The 16,687-nt window shown below is 39.8% G+C and carries 15 protein-coding genes; 9 read left to right on the top strand and 6 right to left on the bottom strand.

The features are described from left to right. Positions 1-2 precede the first annotated feature (2 nt). The gene (gene serC, locus FNT16_RS16190; RefSeq protein ID WP_143872560.1) at positions 3-1,088 is read right to left on the bottom strand and encodes a 3-phosphoserine/phosphohydroxythreonine transaminase; all 1,086 of its coding nucleotides are present in this window, start codon (positions 1,086-1,088) and stop codon (positions 3-5) included. Then, entirely contained in the window at positions 1,081-3,723 is a 2,643-nt protein-coding gene (gene gyrA / locus FNT16_RS16195) for a DNA topoisomerase (ATP-hydrolyzing) subunit A (protein WP_143872561.1), read from the bottom strand. Before gyrA ends, serC begins: the two co-directional genes overlap by 8 nt. 193 nt (positions 3,724-3,916) lie before the next feature. On the opposite strand from gyrA, the gene ubiG reads away from it, so the two are divergent. From ubiG to rdgC, 6 genes are all read left to right on the top strand, one after another. Beyond that, the gene (ubiG, locus tag FNT16_RS16200; protein ID WP_221935037.1) at positions 3,917-4,627 is read left to right on the top strand and encodes a bifunctional 2-polyprenyl-6-hydroxyphenol methylase/3-demethylubiquinol 3-O-methyltransferase UbiG; all 711 of its coding nucleotides are present in this window, start codon (positions 3,917-3,919) and stop codon (positions 4,625-4,627) included. After that, a complete protein-coding gene (locus tag FNT16_RS16205; protein ID WP_143872562.1) occupies positions 4,609-5,280 on the top strand; it encodes an HAD family hydrolase in 672 nt (223 codons plus the stop codon). Before ubiG ends, FNT16_RS16205 begins: the two co-directional genes overlap by 19 nt. Positions 5,281-5,650: 370 nt before the next feature. Continuing rightward, positions 5,651-7,936: a class 1a ribonucleoside-diphosphate reductase subunit alpha gene (gene nrdA / locus FNT16_RS16210; protein WP_143872563.1), complete on the top strand. Its 2,286-nt coding sequence runs from the start codon at positions 5,651-5,653 to the stop codon at positions 7,934-7,936. An 83-nt stretch (positions 7,937-8,019) separates the two neighbouring features. Beyond that, a complete protein-coding gene (gene nrdB / locus FNT16_RS16215) occupies positions 8,020-9,150 on the top strand; it encodes a class Ia ribonucleoside-diphosphate reductase subunit beta (RefSeq protein WP_143872564.1) in 1,131 nt (376 codons plus the stop codon). Positions 9,151-9,161: 11 nt separating this feature from the next. Next, positions 9,162-9,428 carry a class I ribonucleotide reductase maintenance protein YfaE gene (gene yfaE / locus FNT16_RS16220; protein WP_143872565.1) on the top strand — a complete coding sequence of 89 codons (267 nt, stop codon included), beginning with the start codon at positions 9,162-9,164 and terminating at the stop codon, positions 9,426-9,428. A 31-nt stretch (positions 9,429-9,459) separates the two neighbouring features. After that, positions 9,460-10,365 carry a recombination-associated protein RdgC gene (gene rdgC / locus FNT16_RS16225; RefSeq protein WP_143872566.1) on the top strand — a complete coding sequence of 302 codons (906 nt, stop codon included), beginning with the start codon at positions 9,460-9,462 and terminating at the stop codon, positions 10,363-10,365. 121 nt (positions 10,366-10,486) lie between these two features. Here the strand turns inward: rdgC and FNT16_RS16230 are convergent, their stop codons facing one another. The 3 genes from FNT16_RS16230 to FNT16_RS16240 form a co-directional block, all read right to left on the bottom strand. Beyond that, entirely contained in the window at positions 10,487-11,332 is an 846-nt protein-coding gene (locus FNT16_RS16230) for an HDOD domain-containing protein (RefSeq protein ID WP_143872567.1), read from the bottom strand. A gap of 231 nt (positions 11,333-11,563) precedes the next feature. Further along, positions 11,564-12,487: an oxygen-dependent tRNA uridine(34) hydroxylase TrhO gene (gene trhO / locus FNT16_RS16235; protein WP_143872568.1), complete on the bottom strand. Its 924-nt coding sequence runs from the start codon at positions 12,485-12,487 to the stop codon at positions 11,564-11,566. A 58-nt stretch (positions 12,488-12,545) separates the two neighbouring features. Next, complete coding sequence (locus tag FNT16_RS16240) at positions 12,546-13,430, bottom strand: DMT family transporter (RefSeq protein ID WP_342779172.1); 885 nt, start codon at positions 13,428-13,430, stop codon at positions 12,546-12,548. 171 nt (positions 13,431-13,601) lie between these two features. Here FNT16_RS16240 and FNT16_RS16245 point away from each other — a divergent pair, with 171 nt between their 5' ends. The 3 genes from FNT16_RS16245 to FNT16_RS16255 are packed head-to-tail and all read left to right on the top strand — an operon-like array spanning position 13,602 to position 15,618. After that, on the top strand, positions 13,602-14,138 hold the full coding sequence (locus FNT16_RS16245; protein ID WP_246072502.1) for an elongation factor P hydroxylase: 537 nt from the start codon (positions 13,602-13,604) through the stop codon (positions 14,136-14,138). A 48-nt stretch (positions 14,139-14,186) separates the two neighbouring features. Continuing rightward, complete coding sequence (locus FNT16_RS16250; RefSeq protein ID WP_143872571.1) at positions 14,187-15,308, top strand: ATP-NAD kinase family protein; 1,122 nt, start codon at positions 14,187-14,189, stop codon at positions 15,306-15,308. A 13-nt stretch (positions 15,309-15,321) separates the two neighbouring features. Beyond that, entirely contained in the window at positions 15,322-15,618 is a 297-nt protein-coding gene (locus tag FNT16_RS16255; protein WP_143872572.1) for a YfcL family protein, read from the top strand. 124 nt (positions 15,619-15,742) lie between these two features. Here FNT16_RS16255 and zipA read toward each other — a convergent pair whose 3' ends face one another. Next, positions 15,743-16,672: a cell division protein ZipA gene (zipA, locus tag FNT16_RS16260; protein WP_143872573.1), complete on the bottom strand. Its 930-nt coding sequence runs from the start codon at positions 16,670-16,672 to the stop codon at positions 15,743-15,745. Between the last annotated feature and the right edge of the window lie 15 nt (positions 16,673-16,687).

Consider the following 16,687-nt stretch of genomic DNA (forward strand, 5'->3'; position numbering starts at 1 on the left):
TGTTATGCATGTGCTTTTTCAAAGCTCTGCATAAATTTGACTAATGCTTCAACACCAGATAATGGCATAGCATTATATATACTTGCTCGCATACCACCAACTGAACGATGTCCTTTCAATGCCAATAAACCTACTTTTTCTGCTTCTGCTAAGAAAACTGCATTGAGAGATTCATCTTTTAACATAAACGGAACATTCATTTTTGAACGATAACGCGCAACAACTTGATTATGATAAAAATCACTATTGTCAATAAAGCTGTATAACATTTCTGCTTTCGCTGCGTTTATGGCTTGTATAGCAGAAATACCGCCTTGCTTTTTCAACCACTTAAATACCAACCCGGCTAGATACCAAGCATATGTCGGCGGGGTATTAAACATTGAGTCGTTTTGATTTTGCAATGCGTAGTCGAAAATTGATGGTGTTCCACTTCTCGCATTACCCATCAAATCTTTTCGCACAATCGCTATAGCTAAACCAGATGGCCCAATATTTTTTTGTGCGCCGGCATAAATAATTCCGAACTTTGAGACATCTATTTCTTGTGACAAGATACAAGATGACATATCCGCAACGAGCGGTTTATCTGTTTCAGGAATAAAATCAAATTCAACGCCATCGACCGTTTCATTGGGGCAATAATGTACGTATACGGCTTTATCGCTCAACTTCCACTCTGATTGAGGTAATATTGAGCGCATGCCATTTTCAACATGCATATCAGCTGCAACATTGATCTGACCGAATTTACGACCTTCTGTTAATGCAGATTTTGACCAAGAGCCGGTCAAAACATAATCTGCTTCACCATTTTCGGGCAACAAATTCATTGGAACTGAGGCAAATTGACCTCGTCCACCACCGTGCATAAACAATACCGCATATTCATCAGAGATATTCATCAAATCTCTCAAGTCTTGTTCAGCTTCGTGAGCTAATGCAACATAATCCTTACCGCGGTGGCTGACTTCCATCACAGAGCAGCCCATGTCTTTCCAATTCACAAATTCTTTTTGTGCAATTTGCATTACGTCCTGCGGCAACATTGCAGGACCGGCACAAAAGTTATAAATCTGCTTAGTCATCTAGATTCTCGTTATTATCTGCATCAGGTGTATTGTCATCTGCCGATGAAGCTTCGTTTTCACCGCTATCACCTTCGATGACAATACCTTCTTCAATCAGTTCACTTTCTTCAATTTCATCAATACGCTCTAAACCAACAACCAGTTCATTTTCGCCAGTTCTGATCAATCTAACACCTTGCGTATTTCGACCCACGCTGGAAACTTCACTGACACGTGTACGAACCAAAGTGCCTTTATTACTGATTAACATGATTTCGTCACCATCGTTAACCTGGACAGCACCAACAACCAAGCCATTTCGCTCGCTCACTTTAATTGAAACAACCCCAAGTGTAGCTCGGCTCTTGGCTGGATACTCTTCTAAAGGCGTACGTTTACCAAAACCATTTTCGGTTACAGTTAAGACTTGACCATCTCCATGCGGCACTATCATGGAAACGACTTTTTGCTCATCCCCTAGTTTGATGCCGCGAACACCTGTTGCGGTCCGTCCCATAGAGCGTACTTGTTGCTCGTTAAAGCGCACAACTTTACCTTCATTCGAGAACAATAAAATATCACTATCACCATGTGTGATATCAACACCAATAACATGGTCACCATCATTTAGGTTTAATGCAATGATACCGTTACTACGTGGACGCGAATACTCTGTTAAGGCTGTCTTTTTAACCGTACCATTAGCCGTAGCCATGATAATAAACTTATCTTCTTCGTATTCACGAACCGGTAATACCGCACTAATACGCTCACCTTCTTCTAGTGGCAATAAGTTAACAATTGGGCGACCTCTTGCAGTACGCGTAGCAAGTGGTAATTGATAAACTTTCAACCAATACAAACGGCCTAAATCAGAGAAACATAAAATCGTGTCATGCGTGTTTGCAACCAATAATTTCTCAATGAAATCATCATCTTTCATTTTGGTTGCAGCTTTACCTTTACCACCACGTCGCTGCGCTTCATATTCTGTCAGTGGTTGATATTTGACATAACCCGCATGTGATAAAGTAACGACTACATCTTCTTCTGCGATCAAATCTTCCATATTGATATCGTGCGCTGCGGCTGTAATTTCGGTGCGGCGCTCGTCACCAAACTCTTCCTTAATCGCCAATAACTCGTCGTGAATAACTTCCATCAAACGTGTTGCGCTAGATAATATATGTAGTAGCGCAGCAATTTCATCCAATAATGTCTTATATTCGTCCAGAATTTTTTCGTGTTCAAGACCTGTTAACTTGTGCAAACGAAGGTCTAGAATGGCTTGAGCCTGTTGCTCTGTCAGATGGTACATACCATCATGAATGCCATACTGATCTTCTAACCACTCTGGACGAGCCGCGTGTGTACCTGCACGCTCTAGCATATCCGCCACGTCACCTAAAGCCCAAGGCTGTGCGAGTAACCCTTTCTTCGCATCGGCAGGCGATGCTGAACGTTTGATAAGTTCGATGATAGGGTCGATATTAACCAACGCAATCGCCAAACCCTCTAAGATATGTGCACGCTCGCGTGCTTTTCTCAGTTCAAAAATGGTTCTACGGGTAACAACTTCACGGCGGTGATTAAGGAATGCTTTGAGCATATCCGGCAAGTTGAAAATTTTAGGTTGGTTATTTTCTAAAGCAACCATATTCATGCCAAATACAACCTGCATTTGAGTCAATGAATATAAGTGGTTTAATAAAACCTCACCCGACTCGCCGCGCTTAACTTCAATTACGATACGCATCCCATCTTTATCGGATTCATCTCGCAGCGCAGAAATCGAATCAATACGCTTTTCTTTAACGAGCTCGGCTATTTTTTCAATTAATCGTGCTTTATTTACCTGATAAGGGATCTCGTTTACGATAATGGTTTCACGACCATTGTCAGCAACTTCAATTTCAGCTCTAGCGCGAATATATACTTTGCCACGCCCTGTGCGATAAGCCTGCTCTATACCCGCTCTGCCACTGATAATCGCAGCTGTTGGAAAGTCTGGACCCGGAATAATTTCGATCAGCTCTTCGATGCTAATATCCGGATTGGCTATCATAGCTAAACAGCCAGATATCACTTCATTTAAATTATGAGGTGGGATGTTTGTTGCCATACCAACCGCAATACCTGAAGAGCCATTGACCAATAAATTGGGAACGCGAGTCGGTAAAACTTCTGGAATTTGCTCAGTGCCGTCATAGTTATCAACAAAGTCGACTGTTTCTTTTTCTAAATCAGCCAGTAAAGAATGTGCAATTTTTGCCATTCTAATTTCGGTATAACGCATTGCAGCCGCAGAATCACCATCGACCGAACCAAAGTTACCTTGTCCATCCACTAGCATATATCGCAAAGAGAATGGCTGAGCCATACGGACTATAGTGTCATAAACAGCACTATCACCATGTGGGTGATATTTACCGATTACGTCACCAACAATACGTGCTGATTTTTTGTAAGGCTTGTTGAAGTCATTTTTTAGTTCGTTCATCGCGAACAAAACGCGGCGGTGCACTGGCTTTAAACCATCTCGCACATCCGGTAAAGCACGCCCGACAATTACGCTCATTGCATAAGCAAGGTAAGATTCTTTTAATTCATCTTCTATATTGATTGGAAGAATTTCTTTCGCCAAATCGCTCATAAACAGGACAATTCCCTAATTTGTAATACTTGTTATTGCATCACGATTTTTTGCATAACCGTTTTTTAGCCAGCAATTCTACCACAAACCCAGTTTCATACCATTGAAAAAATACGCTTTAGCTTGTCGAAGCGCTGTATCTTTTTATAATGGGTATAAAAATGCATTATCAATTGGCAAAAGAGAGTAAATTTTGAGCAATTCAATTCACAACGTAGATGATGGTGAAATAGAAAAATTTAACAGCATCGCTGGTAAATGGTGGGACCTAACTGGCGAGTTTAAACCTTTGCATAAAATGAACCCCCACCGAGTGAATTATATTGAAATGCAAAGCCAAGGTTTATTTGCTAAAAAAGTTTTAGATGTGGGTTGTGGCGGCGGTATTTTAACAGAAGCTCTTGCTCAAAAAGGCGCATTGGCCGAAGGCATTGATGCGGCTCCTGACTCTATAATCGTCGCCCAAGAACACGCTCAACAACAATCACTTGAAATTTCGTACACACAAATCACCGCAGAAGAACATGCATTAAAAAAGGCTCAAGCTTATGATGTTGTATGTTGTTTGGAGATGTTAGAGCATGTCCCTGACCCAAACTCTGTTATCGCTGCCAGTATCAAAATGTTAAAACCCGGCGGCTTTTTGTTTGCATCCACATTAAACCGAAATATGCGAAGCTACCTTTTAGGTATTGTCGCTGCTGAATACATTTTAAATATTGTCCCCAAAGGCACCCATCAGCACGAAAAATTTATTCGGCCATCCGAGTTAATCGATATGATTGAATCTAAAGGTTGTAAAGTACAAAATGCAAGCGGCATTCATTACAATCCAATCTTCGACACATTCAAGCTAAATTCCGACCTAGGTGTAAACTATATTTTATGTGCACAAAAACTGTAACTAAACCAAAAGCAATCTTGTTCGATTTAGATGGCACTTTGCTCGACACAGCCAAAGATTTGGGCGAAACACTCAATCTAATATTGAAAAAGTTAGATTTACCGGCCGTCAGCTATGATGATTATCGTCCAGTTGCATCTCATGGCGCAATGGGGCTACTTAAGCTCGGGCTTGGTGATAATATTAAAGCCTATGATATCGAAGTTTTGAGAAAAGAGTTTCTCAGTACGTATCAGGCTAATATTAACTTACATACACGTTTCTTTGACGGTATGCGTGAGTGTTTAAAGCAATTACAGCAAGATCAGCTCCGCTGGGGCGTAGTTACCAACAAACCGGAATTTTTAACGACTCAACTTTTAGCTCATTATCCTGAATTTTCATTGTCGGGTGCCAATATAAGCGGAGATACACTCCCAGTGCGTAAACCTGATCCTGCACCATTAACTCACGCGTGTAAATTAATGGATATAGATGCCAAAGATTGTTGGTATATTGGCGATGCACAACGAGATATCGAAGCAGGTAACCGAGCAGGAATGACCACTTTGGTTGCCAACTGGGGTTATACATATGACCCTATCCCAGTTTCTGAGTGGCAGGCTGATTATATCATCGAGCACCCGTTAGAAATTATAGACAAATACAAATAACCGCCAACTGCATTAAATTCAAGCAATATGCACAGCAATTAATCGCAATTGAGAAGGCAACAAATTTCATATATTTTTTTTAAATAAAGCAGCTCAAGATAAAATATACAAATTTCTGAATATAAACTAAACAGCAAAACTGATTGAAAAAAATTAATTGTAAGTCTCGTTAGATTCGACAAAGTGAGCAGGCACTAACAAGCCTTGTTTGCGATAAAATTTTCATACAGAATAAGTAAAATCACAACTTGCTTTCAGGAACAAACCTCATTATCTTGTGTTGATTCTGAAATCAGCCCCAATATGTAGTGTATGACATTTAAACAATGTCCACTGGGCAATAATTAAAAGAACAGGATAATAGACTCGCATGACTGACCAGCTTTTTGTTACTAAGCGAAACGGATCTAAAGAACCTCTTGATTTAGAGAAACTGCATAAAGTTGTCTCTTGGGCTGCTAAAGGGCTAAATAATGTTTCCGTCTCTCAAGTAGAGATGAAGTCACATATACAGTTTTATGATGGCATTAAAACTGAAGATATTCATGAAACAATTATTAAATCTGCTGCCGACCTTATTTCGGAAGAATCTCCGGATTACCAATATTTAGCGGCTCGCTTATCCATTTTCCACTTACGTAAAAAAGCGTATGGTCAATTTGAGCCGCCGCAATTATACAATCACGTAGTCAAGTTATGTGAAGCTGGAAAATATGACCAGCATTTATTAGCGGATTATAGCAAAGAAGAAATTGATGCAATGAATGATTTTGTCGATCATTCCCGCGATTTAAATTTCTCTTATGCCGCCGTAAAACAGTTAGAAGGTAAATACTTGGTGCAAAACCGAGTGACTGGACAAATTTATGAAAGTCCTCAATACCTTTATGTATTAGTGTCAGCCTGTTTGTTTGCCAATTATCCAAAAGAAACTAGATTGGATTATGTTCAACGTTTCTATGATGCTATTTCTCAATTTAAAATCTCTTTGCCAACACCTATTATGTCTGGTGTGCGCACCCCTACCCGTCAGTTTAGTTCATGTGTTTTGATAGAATGTGGGGATAGCCTTGATTCTATCAACGCAACGTCAAGTGCCATTGTTAAATATGTCAGTCAAAGAGCGGGGATTGGCGTAAACGCTGGTCGAATTCGCGCACTAGGCAGTGAAATTCGTGGAGGTGAAGCTTTCCACACAGGTTGTATTCCGTTTTACAAGCATTTCCAAACGGCCGTTAAAAGCTGTTCTCAGGGCGGTGTACGTGGTGGTGCTGCTACCCTGTTTTATCCTTTATGGCATTTAGAAGTAGAATCTTTAATTGTTTTAAAAAATAACCGTGGTGTCGATGACAACCGTGTTCGCCATTTAGATTATGGTGTTCAATTTAACCGCATGATGTACCATAGGTTAATTAAAAATGAAAACATCACCTTATTTAGCCCAAGTGATGTACCTGGCTTGTATGACGCATTTTTTGCTGACCAAGCTGAGTTTGAAACGTTATACGTTAAATACGAAAACGATCCGTCAATTCGTAAAAAGTCGATTAAAGCCACTGAATTATTTGGCTTATTTGCACAAGAGCGCGCAAGTACGGGTCGAATTTATCTACAAAATGTTGATCACTGTAATACGCATAGTCCATTCGACCCCAAAGTTGCACCGATTAAACAAAGTAATTTGTGTTTAGAAATTGCGCTACCGACTAAACCATTACACGATATCAACGACGAAGACGCTGAAATTGCACTCTGCACCTTATCTGCATTTAACTTAGGTGCGATTAAAAGCTTAGATGAGCTTGAAGAATTGTCGAGACTAGCCGTACGGGCACTTGATTGCTTGTTAGATTATCAAGATTACCCGGTACCCGCGGCTCGAAACTCAAGTTTAAACCGCAGAACTTTAGGCATAGGTGTTATTAATTACGCTTATTATTTAGCGAAAAATGGTGTGCGTTATTCAGATGGCAGTGCTAATGACTTAACCCACAGAACGTTTGAAGCTATTCAATATTACTTGTTGAAAGCATCAAATGAATTGGCCAAAGAACAAGGTGCCTGCCCTAAATTTAATGAAACAACATACGCTCAAGGTATTTTACCAATAGATACTTACAAGAAAGATTTGGATGCTGTGTGTAGTGAATCATTAAAATTAGATTGGGAAGCGCTGCGTCAAAGTATTCAGCAGTTTGGTTTACGTAACTCGACATTGTCTGCATTGATGCCGTCTGAAACCTCTTCTCAGATTTCTAACGCAACCAATGGTATTGAACCACCTCGTGGGTATATCAGTATTAAAGCCAGTAAAGACGGTATCTTAAAACAGGTTGTTCCAGAGTTTGAGACACTTAAAAATCAATACGAATTATTGTGGAATATACCTAGCAACAAAGGTTATTTGGAATTGGTTGCAGTGATGCAGAAATTTGTTGATCAGACAATTTCGGCAAACACCAATTATGATCCAAATAAATTCCCAAGTGGCAAAGTGCCAATGCAACAATTATTAAAAGATTTGCTGTATGCCTACAAATTAGGGGTAAAAACATTGTATTATCACAACACGCGTGATGGTGCAGAAGATCCGCAAAAAGAAGCCAAAGCTGCAGCACAAGATGATGACTGCGCAGGCGGTGCATGTAAAATTTAATCCAATTCAGGGTTAAATAAGTATAATTTAAAGGCCGTTTTAGCAACGGCCTTTTTGTCTTTCATTGAGAATTTGTCGAGCCTATGAGTTACACTACTTTTAACAAAAACAACACGAACTACCTGTCTGAACCTATGTTTTTTGGCAGCCTAGTCAATGTAGCGCGCTACGATAAACAAAAACATCCGATATTCGAGCGCTTAATTGAAAAACAACTCAGCTTTTTCTGGCGACCGGAAGAAGTAGACGTAAGCCGCGACAGAGCTGACTTTCAAAAGCTATCTGAGCATGAAAGACACGTCTTTTTAAGCAATCTAAAATACCAAACCTTATTAGATAGTATTCAAGGCCGATCGCCCAATGTCGCTTTGTTGCCGATTGTTTCATTACCCGAGTTGGAAACTTGGATTGAAACCTGGGCATTCAGCGAAACGATCCATAGCCGATCGTACACACATATTATCCGAAATATTGTAAATGAGCCGAGTCTAGTGTTTGACGATATTGTCGTTAATGAACATATCTTAAAACGTGCGAAAGACATATCTCAATATTACGATAATCTAATACAGTGCTGTCAGCTTTACCATACTCGCGGTGAAGGTGAGTTCGAAGTCGGCGATCAAATAGTAACTGTCACTGTGCGCGAGCTAAAACGCCTAACCTATTTATGTATTGCAGCAGTAAATGTACTGGAAGCAATACGTTTTTACGTCAGTTTCGCCTGTAGTTTTGCATTTGCTGAACGCGAACTGATGGAAGGTAACGCTAAAATCATCAAGCTGATTGCGCGTGATGAAGCATTACATTTAACTGGCACTCAGCACATGTTAAACATCATGGCTGATGGTCAGGACGATCCTGTGATGGCAGAAATTGCACTAGAGTGCCGCGAAGAAATTATTGAAATTTTCCGCAGTGCAGCCGAGCAGGAAAAAGAATGGGCTCAGTACCTATTTAAAGATGGCTCTATGATTGGTTTGAACGTCGAAATATTAAGCCAATATGTAGAATACATTACCAATACTCGCATGATGGCAATTGGCTTACCGGCTATATTTTCTCAAACTCAAAATCCAATTCCATGGATTAATGCTTGGTTAATCAGTGACAACGTACAGGTTGCCCCGCAAGAAGCAGAAATAAGTTCATATCTAGTTGGCCAAATTGACAGCGAAGTCAACACCGACGACTTTGGCGAATTTGAGCTGTAATCGCAGCGTCAATGAGTCAACCAATAAAATGCCGGATTGATTATTCTGACTATCAATCATCCGGCAAAAACAGCCTCCTAGAATATTTCGAAGCGCAAAACCTTGAAGTACATTACCATTGTCGTGATGGTTATTGCGGTGCCTGCCGCACCGTACTGTGTGAAGGTCAAGTCAGCTATCCCAAAGAGCCTTTGGCATTTATTCGCCGTGGAGAATTTTTACCTTGCTGCAGCGAACCTTCAAGTGATTTAGTGATCGAAGCAGAAAAGCGCAAATAAACAAAATATCAATCGAGTAAGGATTAAAACAATGTGGTTTAAAAATGCCTTGTACTACAAATTTAGTCAAAAATTTGAGTTCACAGCTGAACAACTGGAAGAAAAATTACAAGAATTTTGCTTTAAACCCGTTAGCAAAACAGAAATGCATACCATTGGATGGTCGCCCGCTTTAAGCCCAAAAGCAAATGCTTTAGTACACAGTGCTGGTGAATTTCACTTAGTCTGTTTGAAAAAGCAAGAGCGCGTCTTGCCAGCATCTGTCGTAAAGGAAATGCTGGAAGAAAAGCTAGAAGAAATTGAACAAGCGGAAGGCAGAAAAGTAAAAGGTAAAGAAAAGCAGAACATTAAAGAAGAGCTCATCCATACACTTTTGCCTCAAGCTTTTACTAAATCCAGTTTTATCAAAGCTTATATTGCAGCAGAAAGTGGTTGGATTATTGTAGAAGCTTCCAGCCCAAATAAGGCAGAAGAGCTAACTGCCTATTTAAGAAAGTGCTTAGGTACTTTACCCGTCGTTCCGCCAGAAGCAGAACAACCTTTAATGCTCACCTTTGACGAATGGATGCGTGGCAACCACCCTTCAGACTTTATCTTAGGTACTGAAGTTGAGTTAAAAGATTTTGCTGAAGATGAAGGCATTTTAAGGTGTAAAAACCTAGCACTCGATTCTGAAGATTTGCAAAATCATTTAGATAATGGAAAACACGTAACTAAAATCGCGGTTGACTGGGGTGAAACCCTTTCATGCATTTTATGTGAAGACAACTCTATAAAGCGCATTAAATTCAGCGATGTAATGAAAGAGCAGAACGAAGACATCACGGATGAAGATAAACTGGCAAGATTAGATGCAGATTTCGCGCTCATGGCCGGTGAGTTAACAAGGTTTATAGAACGTTTAACTGAAGTATTAGAGCTTACAACCCCAGAATAATACAATTTGATGATTAAGATATCGCAGTGTTTGTTTATTGCAGTACTACCGACTGCAATAAACACCGCGATATTTTATTGGCCAACCATGTTGACCCACAAAAACAACTTATCCTGTTAAATTAATCAGCAAAAATAGATTTTGCAATTGTATATTGCTCAATAAACTCTTCCGATTCCATATACTCAACATCCGGAATAACCCCTTTGGCAACATACGAAGCGTAGACTTCAGACTTTTCACCGTCTACTGGCATGACATCAGCATATATCGCAGCTACCCTAACAAAATCAATATAAGCAATTGACTCAGGCTCATAACGTTTATCATTCCAACGCTCTGCAACTGTCACAAATTCAGGGCCAAAATCCCACGCTCGCATAATAGAACCACCAACACGTCCCGCTAATCTGGATATTGCGCCTTCTAAAAACGCTGGGTTCGCAAAAACATCTGGATGTCTTTCCGCTTCAGTTAATATCGGTAATACGCCAATATTATGAACCATCGCAGCTAGCGTAATGGTATCTAAATTTAAAGATGTGTGTTTATTACGGCTGATATAATGTTTTAACAGCGCCATCGCAACTGATGAAACTTCAACCGTGAGCCCCCAGACTTTATCTAAAGCAGCTTTAACCGTATCGTTTTTAGAGACGAATAATTGCTCCATTGCCAATGCGGTTGCGATATTCTTAATTTGCCTTAAACCAATACGCGTTACCGCTTGATTTAAGGTAGCGACTTTAACTGAGCGCCCCATATATGCACTATTGGCAATTTTAAGCATGCGTGCTGATAGTGCTGGATCATGTGAAATAACATCTGCCATTTGATGCAAGTTAACATCTGGATCATCAGCAGCTTCCCGAACTCGTATTGCGACCTCCGGTAATGTTGGCAAAACTAAAGAATCATTTTTTATTTTTTCAGCAAGTATAGTGAGTAATGCGTTTTCTGTAGACATAATGTTCCTTACATCAATACCGTGATTTATTTGGCTTACTTCTTTCAAATTTAGTCTGCTCTCATTATTTGGCAAGCTGAATATGTAATAAAATCAGCCAACTGCACATTTTTTGTCCGAAAAGGGAAAAATAGCCGAAAATGAATTACAACAGCTCTGTTGAGTATAAGTGGCGCTATTGGCTTTGACAACGCAACAGCACCATTAAATTAGCAAAAATTAAAGGAGGGATTAAAGACCTACTGTCTCTTTGTCGCCAATATGAGCTTTACCACGAGCTTCGGCGAGTTGAATTTGTTTTTCTCGCTCGGCAAATCGTTTTTTGTCTTCATCTGTCGTTTGATGATAACAGTGCGGGCAGCTAACCCCTTTTTCGTATAACTCAGATTGTTTTTCTTCTTCAGTAATTGGCATACGGCAAGCATAGCATTGGTCGTAACTACCTTGATTAAGATCATGGTCTACCGTTACACGTTGATCAAAAACGAAACACTCACCCTTCCACATCGTCTTTTCTTTAGGTACTTCTTCAAGGTATTTTAAAATGCCACCTTTTAAGTGATACACCTCTTCAAAACCTTGCTCTTTTAAATATGCAGTCGATTTTTCGCAGCGAATGCCGCCAGTACAAAACATCGCAACTTTCTTATGCTTTTTAGGATCTAGGTGTTTTTCAACGTATTCGGGAAACTCTCTAAATGATTTGGTTTTCGGATCAACTGCATTTTCAAACGTACCAATGGCAATTTCGTAATCATTACGCGTATCCACTAATAATACTTCTGGATCAGAAATTAAATCATTCCAATTTTCAGGATCTACATAAGTGCCAACCACCTCTTCAGGATTAATACCTTCAACGCCCATGGTGACAATTTCTTTTTTGAGTTTAACTTTAGTACGGTAAAAAGGCTGTTCTTCACTTAATGATTCTTTATGCCCGATGTCGTTAAAACGTTCGTCTAGCTTTAACCAATTTAGAACATTGTCAATACCTTCACGAAAACCCGCGATTGTGCCATTAATCCCTTCGTTGGCTAATAACAAAGTGCCTTTCACCTGGTTGTCCGTCATCACTTTTAACAATGGCTCTTTTAACTGCTCAAAGTCATTCAACCTTGTGAACTTATATAAAGCTGCAACTACATATTTCATATATCTACCTGTTTGTTAGGGCTCAATCGTAAATTGAGTACAATTTTGCGGACGCGTATTATATACGCAAAAAAACCAAATATACACCCGCAGAAACAAAAGCGCATGCCAGTATAAACAGCAAAGTAATAGGCTCTCCAATAAATAATAAGCCACCGATAGCCGCGACCACTGGCACTGACAACTGTGCGGCAATAGTTTGACTGGCAGATATGGCCGGCAAAACTTTATACCAAACGTAATACCCTAACCCTGAGCACAAAACACCAGATATTAGCGCATAACCTATGCCTATGGATTGCCAACTGACACTATCTGTTAGCAGCATAACCATAGCAAACACAGCCATCGCAACGGGTACTGACAACATAAAGCTCACTTTGCTATCAAAAATAGGCATTTGAGATGCGCGCCCTACCAGCGTATACCCACCCCAAGCAATACCGGCCAAAGCCATTAAAAATACATAACCTAAGTCTGCTGATTGTGAATTTGGCAAAGTCACCAACAACATGCCAATTGTGGCAAGTCCCATACCAATCCATTCATTTCGAGCAAATTTTTGACCCGCTAAAAAGCTAAACAACAGTAAGGTTAATTGCACACTGGCAAAAAGAATCAGCGCGCCCGTACCCGACGGAAGCTGTAAATATGCATAAGCAAATAAAAAGGCATACAAACACAAACACGCAGTTGAAAACCAATGTTTAGGCTTAATGACATTGCTAACCAAATGAGACTGATCTTGTTTAAAATAAGCCAATAAAAATAAAACTACCGCCCCACTAGACAAACGAAGTGAAGTAAAGCTAATCGGATCAATGTGCTCTGAATACAAGGCTAACCGACAAACAACTGAATTTCCGGCAAACGCTAAAACGGCAAAAAGAAGCCAGCATAAGTGATTGTTTTTATTTTTGCGTATATGAGAAAAAATAATTATTTCCTGATGTTTTTAAAGTCAGTAAAACGACAATTCTGTTCCGCTTACCCGTAGAAATCAATTTATTTCCCGGCCATGCAGATTTTTACTTTGATAAAACGTAAAATACGCGACTTTGCATTCTAAAGAAAAGAGTAGTTGAAGCCCAAACGCATTATGTCTGCCTGTAAACTGCATAAAATTGAAGATCTAATTCGTATATTCGAGCGAATTTTTTTCAAAACATATAATACAAAGCTGGTTGTCGGCCACGATGAGCCGGTTTACCTACCCGCAGATGAAAATACCCAATATCATCAAATTGTTTTTGCGCACGGATTTTACGCCAGTGCCCTGCATGAAATCGCCCATTGGTGTTTAGCAGGTCCAAAACGCAGAGAACAATTAGATTACGGCTATTGGTATAATCCTGATGGACGAAACAAGCAGCAGCAACAAAAGTTTGAATTTGTCGAGATCAAACCGCAAGCTATCGAGTGGATTCTCTCTGTTTGTGCTGGTTTTGATTTCAAAGTCAGTTGTGACAATTTAAATGGCAGCTATACGCCCGACAGACATGCTTTTCGTGCCAGGATCTATTCACAAGTCGAGCAGTATTTAGCAGGAAAATTGCCAACCAGAGCAAAACTGCTTGGTATTGCATTGGCTGATTTTTATCAAGTCAAACACCCTTTTAGCATTAAAAAGTTTACCGTAGAAGAGCGCTAAACAGGTATACCAACAAATCACTTGTGAGTGGTAAAAGGTAGCAAATAAATGAAAAAATTAAAAATTGGACTGTTGATTAACCCTGTCGCTGGTTTAGGTGGCAGTGTCGCATTAAAAGGCAGTGACGGCGAAAATATTCAACAACAAGCAATTCAACTTGGTGCAACGCCACAAGCTGAAGAAAAAGCATTACGCACCTTGCAACATGTTGTTGACTACAAAAATAAAGTCGAATTTTATACTGTTTCTGGCCAAATGGGTGAGCACATTTGCCAAAAATTGCAGTTTTCACATTCGATCGTACACACCACTTCAGGCAAAACATCAGCCAGCGATACTGAACATGCAATAAATGAATTTGAAAATATTGATCTGGATATTATTGTATTCGCTGGTGGTGATGGGACAGCCCGCAATGTGACTAAAGCATTAAATAAAGATATTCCGGTTTTAGGTATACCTGCAGGGTGCAAAATTCATTCTGGTGTATATTCAGTAACCCCATCTGCAGCTGGTAAATTACTGCAAAAATTACTGACCGGCGAAATGCTTAGCGTCAGTTACGCAGACGTTATGGATATAGATGAAAGTTCATTTCGACAAGGTATAGTGAAAACAAAACGGTATGGAGAATTACCTGTACCAATGGATTTAACCTATATTCAGGCGGTTAAACAAGGTGGTATAGAGCATGATGAGCTTGTACTGGCTGACATATGCGCCGATATAATAGAGAATATGGAAGACGATACCTTATATTTAATAGGCTCGGGTGCAACAACCAAAAGTTTAATGGATGAATTGCAGCTAGATTCAACTTTACTAGGGATAGATGCGGTATATCAGGAAAATTTAATAGGCAAAGATTTAACCGCTTTGCAAATTGAAGAATTGCTAGCAGATTACCCGAAGACTAAACTCATTGTCAGTCCTATAGGCGGACAAGGCCACCTATTTGGTCGCGGTAACCAGCAATTATCTGCCAAAACATTAGCTGCAATTGGCAAAAATAATACCATCGTTGTTTCAACTAAAAGCAAACTTAAAGCTTTGCAAGGTCGACCATTGATAATCGATGTTCTAGATCAAAATGTAGCCAAGAGCTACAAAGGTTTAATTAAAATTACCACCGGATATCACGATTCAGTGCTTTATTCTATTACAGATTAACAGGAACCCTATAATGACAACTTCAGTCAGTCAAAATGCCCAAAATTACTTAGATAAAATTGAAAAAACACTGGACGATATGGTGAGCACTGCCGACGACGACATGTTATTTATTAGCGGCTATCTGCGTGGTCATATCATGCTGGCGGCCGGTTACCTAGAAATGGATGATAAATTAGAAATTGACGCGCTAAACCAAGCGGCTACTCAGTCGTTATTACAAGCCGTAGAAAATGGTGAATTAGATAGCGCGGATAAGACGCGCGCTTTTGATTTATGGAATGATTTACAAAAACTACAAGCAAGCTAACCTTTAAATACCTTGACGCGATATTCGCAGTGGTTTGCGGCGTTACGCGATAAAGGCTGCAAACCTCGCAATATGGACGCGCCGAGGCATCTTTATATATGGATATAATGTTAGCTAGCGTTGGCTATTTTAGCAATTGCCGACGTTCGAACTCACGGATGCGTTCAACATAGTGTTGCACAGTTTGTCTAGTTAACACACTACGCTGGCCATCCAGCACCTGGCCGGAAAACTCTGCTGCGATCTTTTTCGCGGCATTGTGCATCATATTAAAAGTAGCTTGTGCATCCCCTTTCACCGGTAAACTTAAAAACAATGACACACCTTGCGTTGTAAATTGCTCGATATTGTCGATATCAAATGTCCCCGGATTAAACATATTTGCCAAGCTAAATAAAACTTCCCCTGAGCCTGCCGCATCTTCATGTCGATGGAAAATGTTAAACTCACCAAACTTAAATCCTAACGTCAATAAGGTCGGCAATAAAACAGCACCTGACATTGTTTGCCCTTCTGGGGCAACAACATTCAATATTAAAACCTCTTCGGGTTCGCTGGCTGCCGATTTTCTCTGTGAGTCTTCATTTTGCTTACTCATTTTTGGACTATCACCTTCAGAATTGTCCATTGGCTCGCTCTCTCGGGCACTTATTTGTTCAAATAAATCATCACCAAAATCATGATTATCCTCATCAATTTCATTCAGTGACATCTGTAACTGCTCACCACCAATCTCAGGTTCAACCCGGTTTTTAACTGCGTCTTTATTATCAGTTGAAGTCTGTTTAATTTTATTTATTTTATCTTTTATTGAGTTTTTAATATCCACCGATTTAGCCGATGACTGCATTTCAGGCTTGCTTTCGGGCGTTGTTTTTTGTACAACTCTGGCGGATGAGATCACTTCATCTTCAACTTCATTGCTATTCTCATATTCAGGTTGTTCTGCTTGTAATTGTTTATTTTTTCTAATTGTATAAATTCCGTGCACAACTAATGCCACTATCGCCAGTACACCTAAAACCATAAGAACAATTCTTAAATCTGATTCCATCTTCAACCCGTATTA

Origin of the sequence: Catenovulum sediminis, assembly GCF_007289895.1 — a bacterium.
GTDB classification, from domain to species: Bacteria; Pseudomonadota; Gammaproteobacteria; order Enterobacterales; family Alteromonadaceae; genus Catenovulum; species Catenovulum sediminis.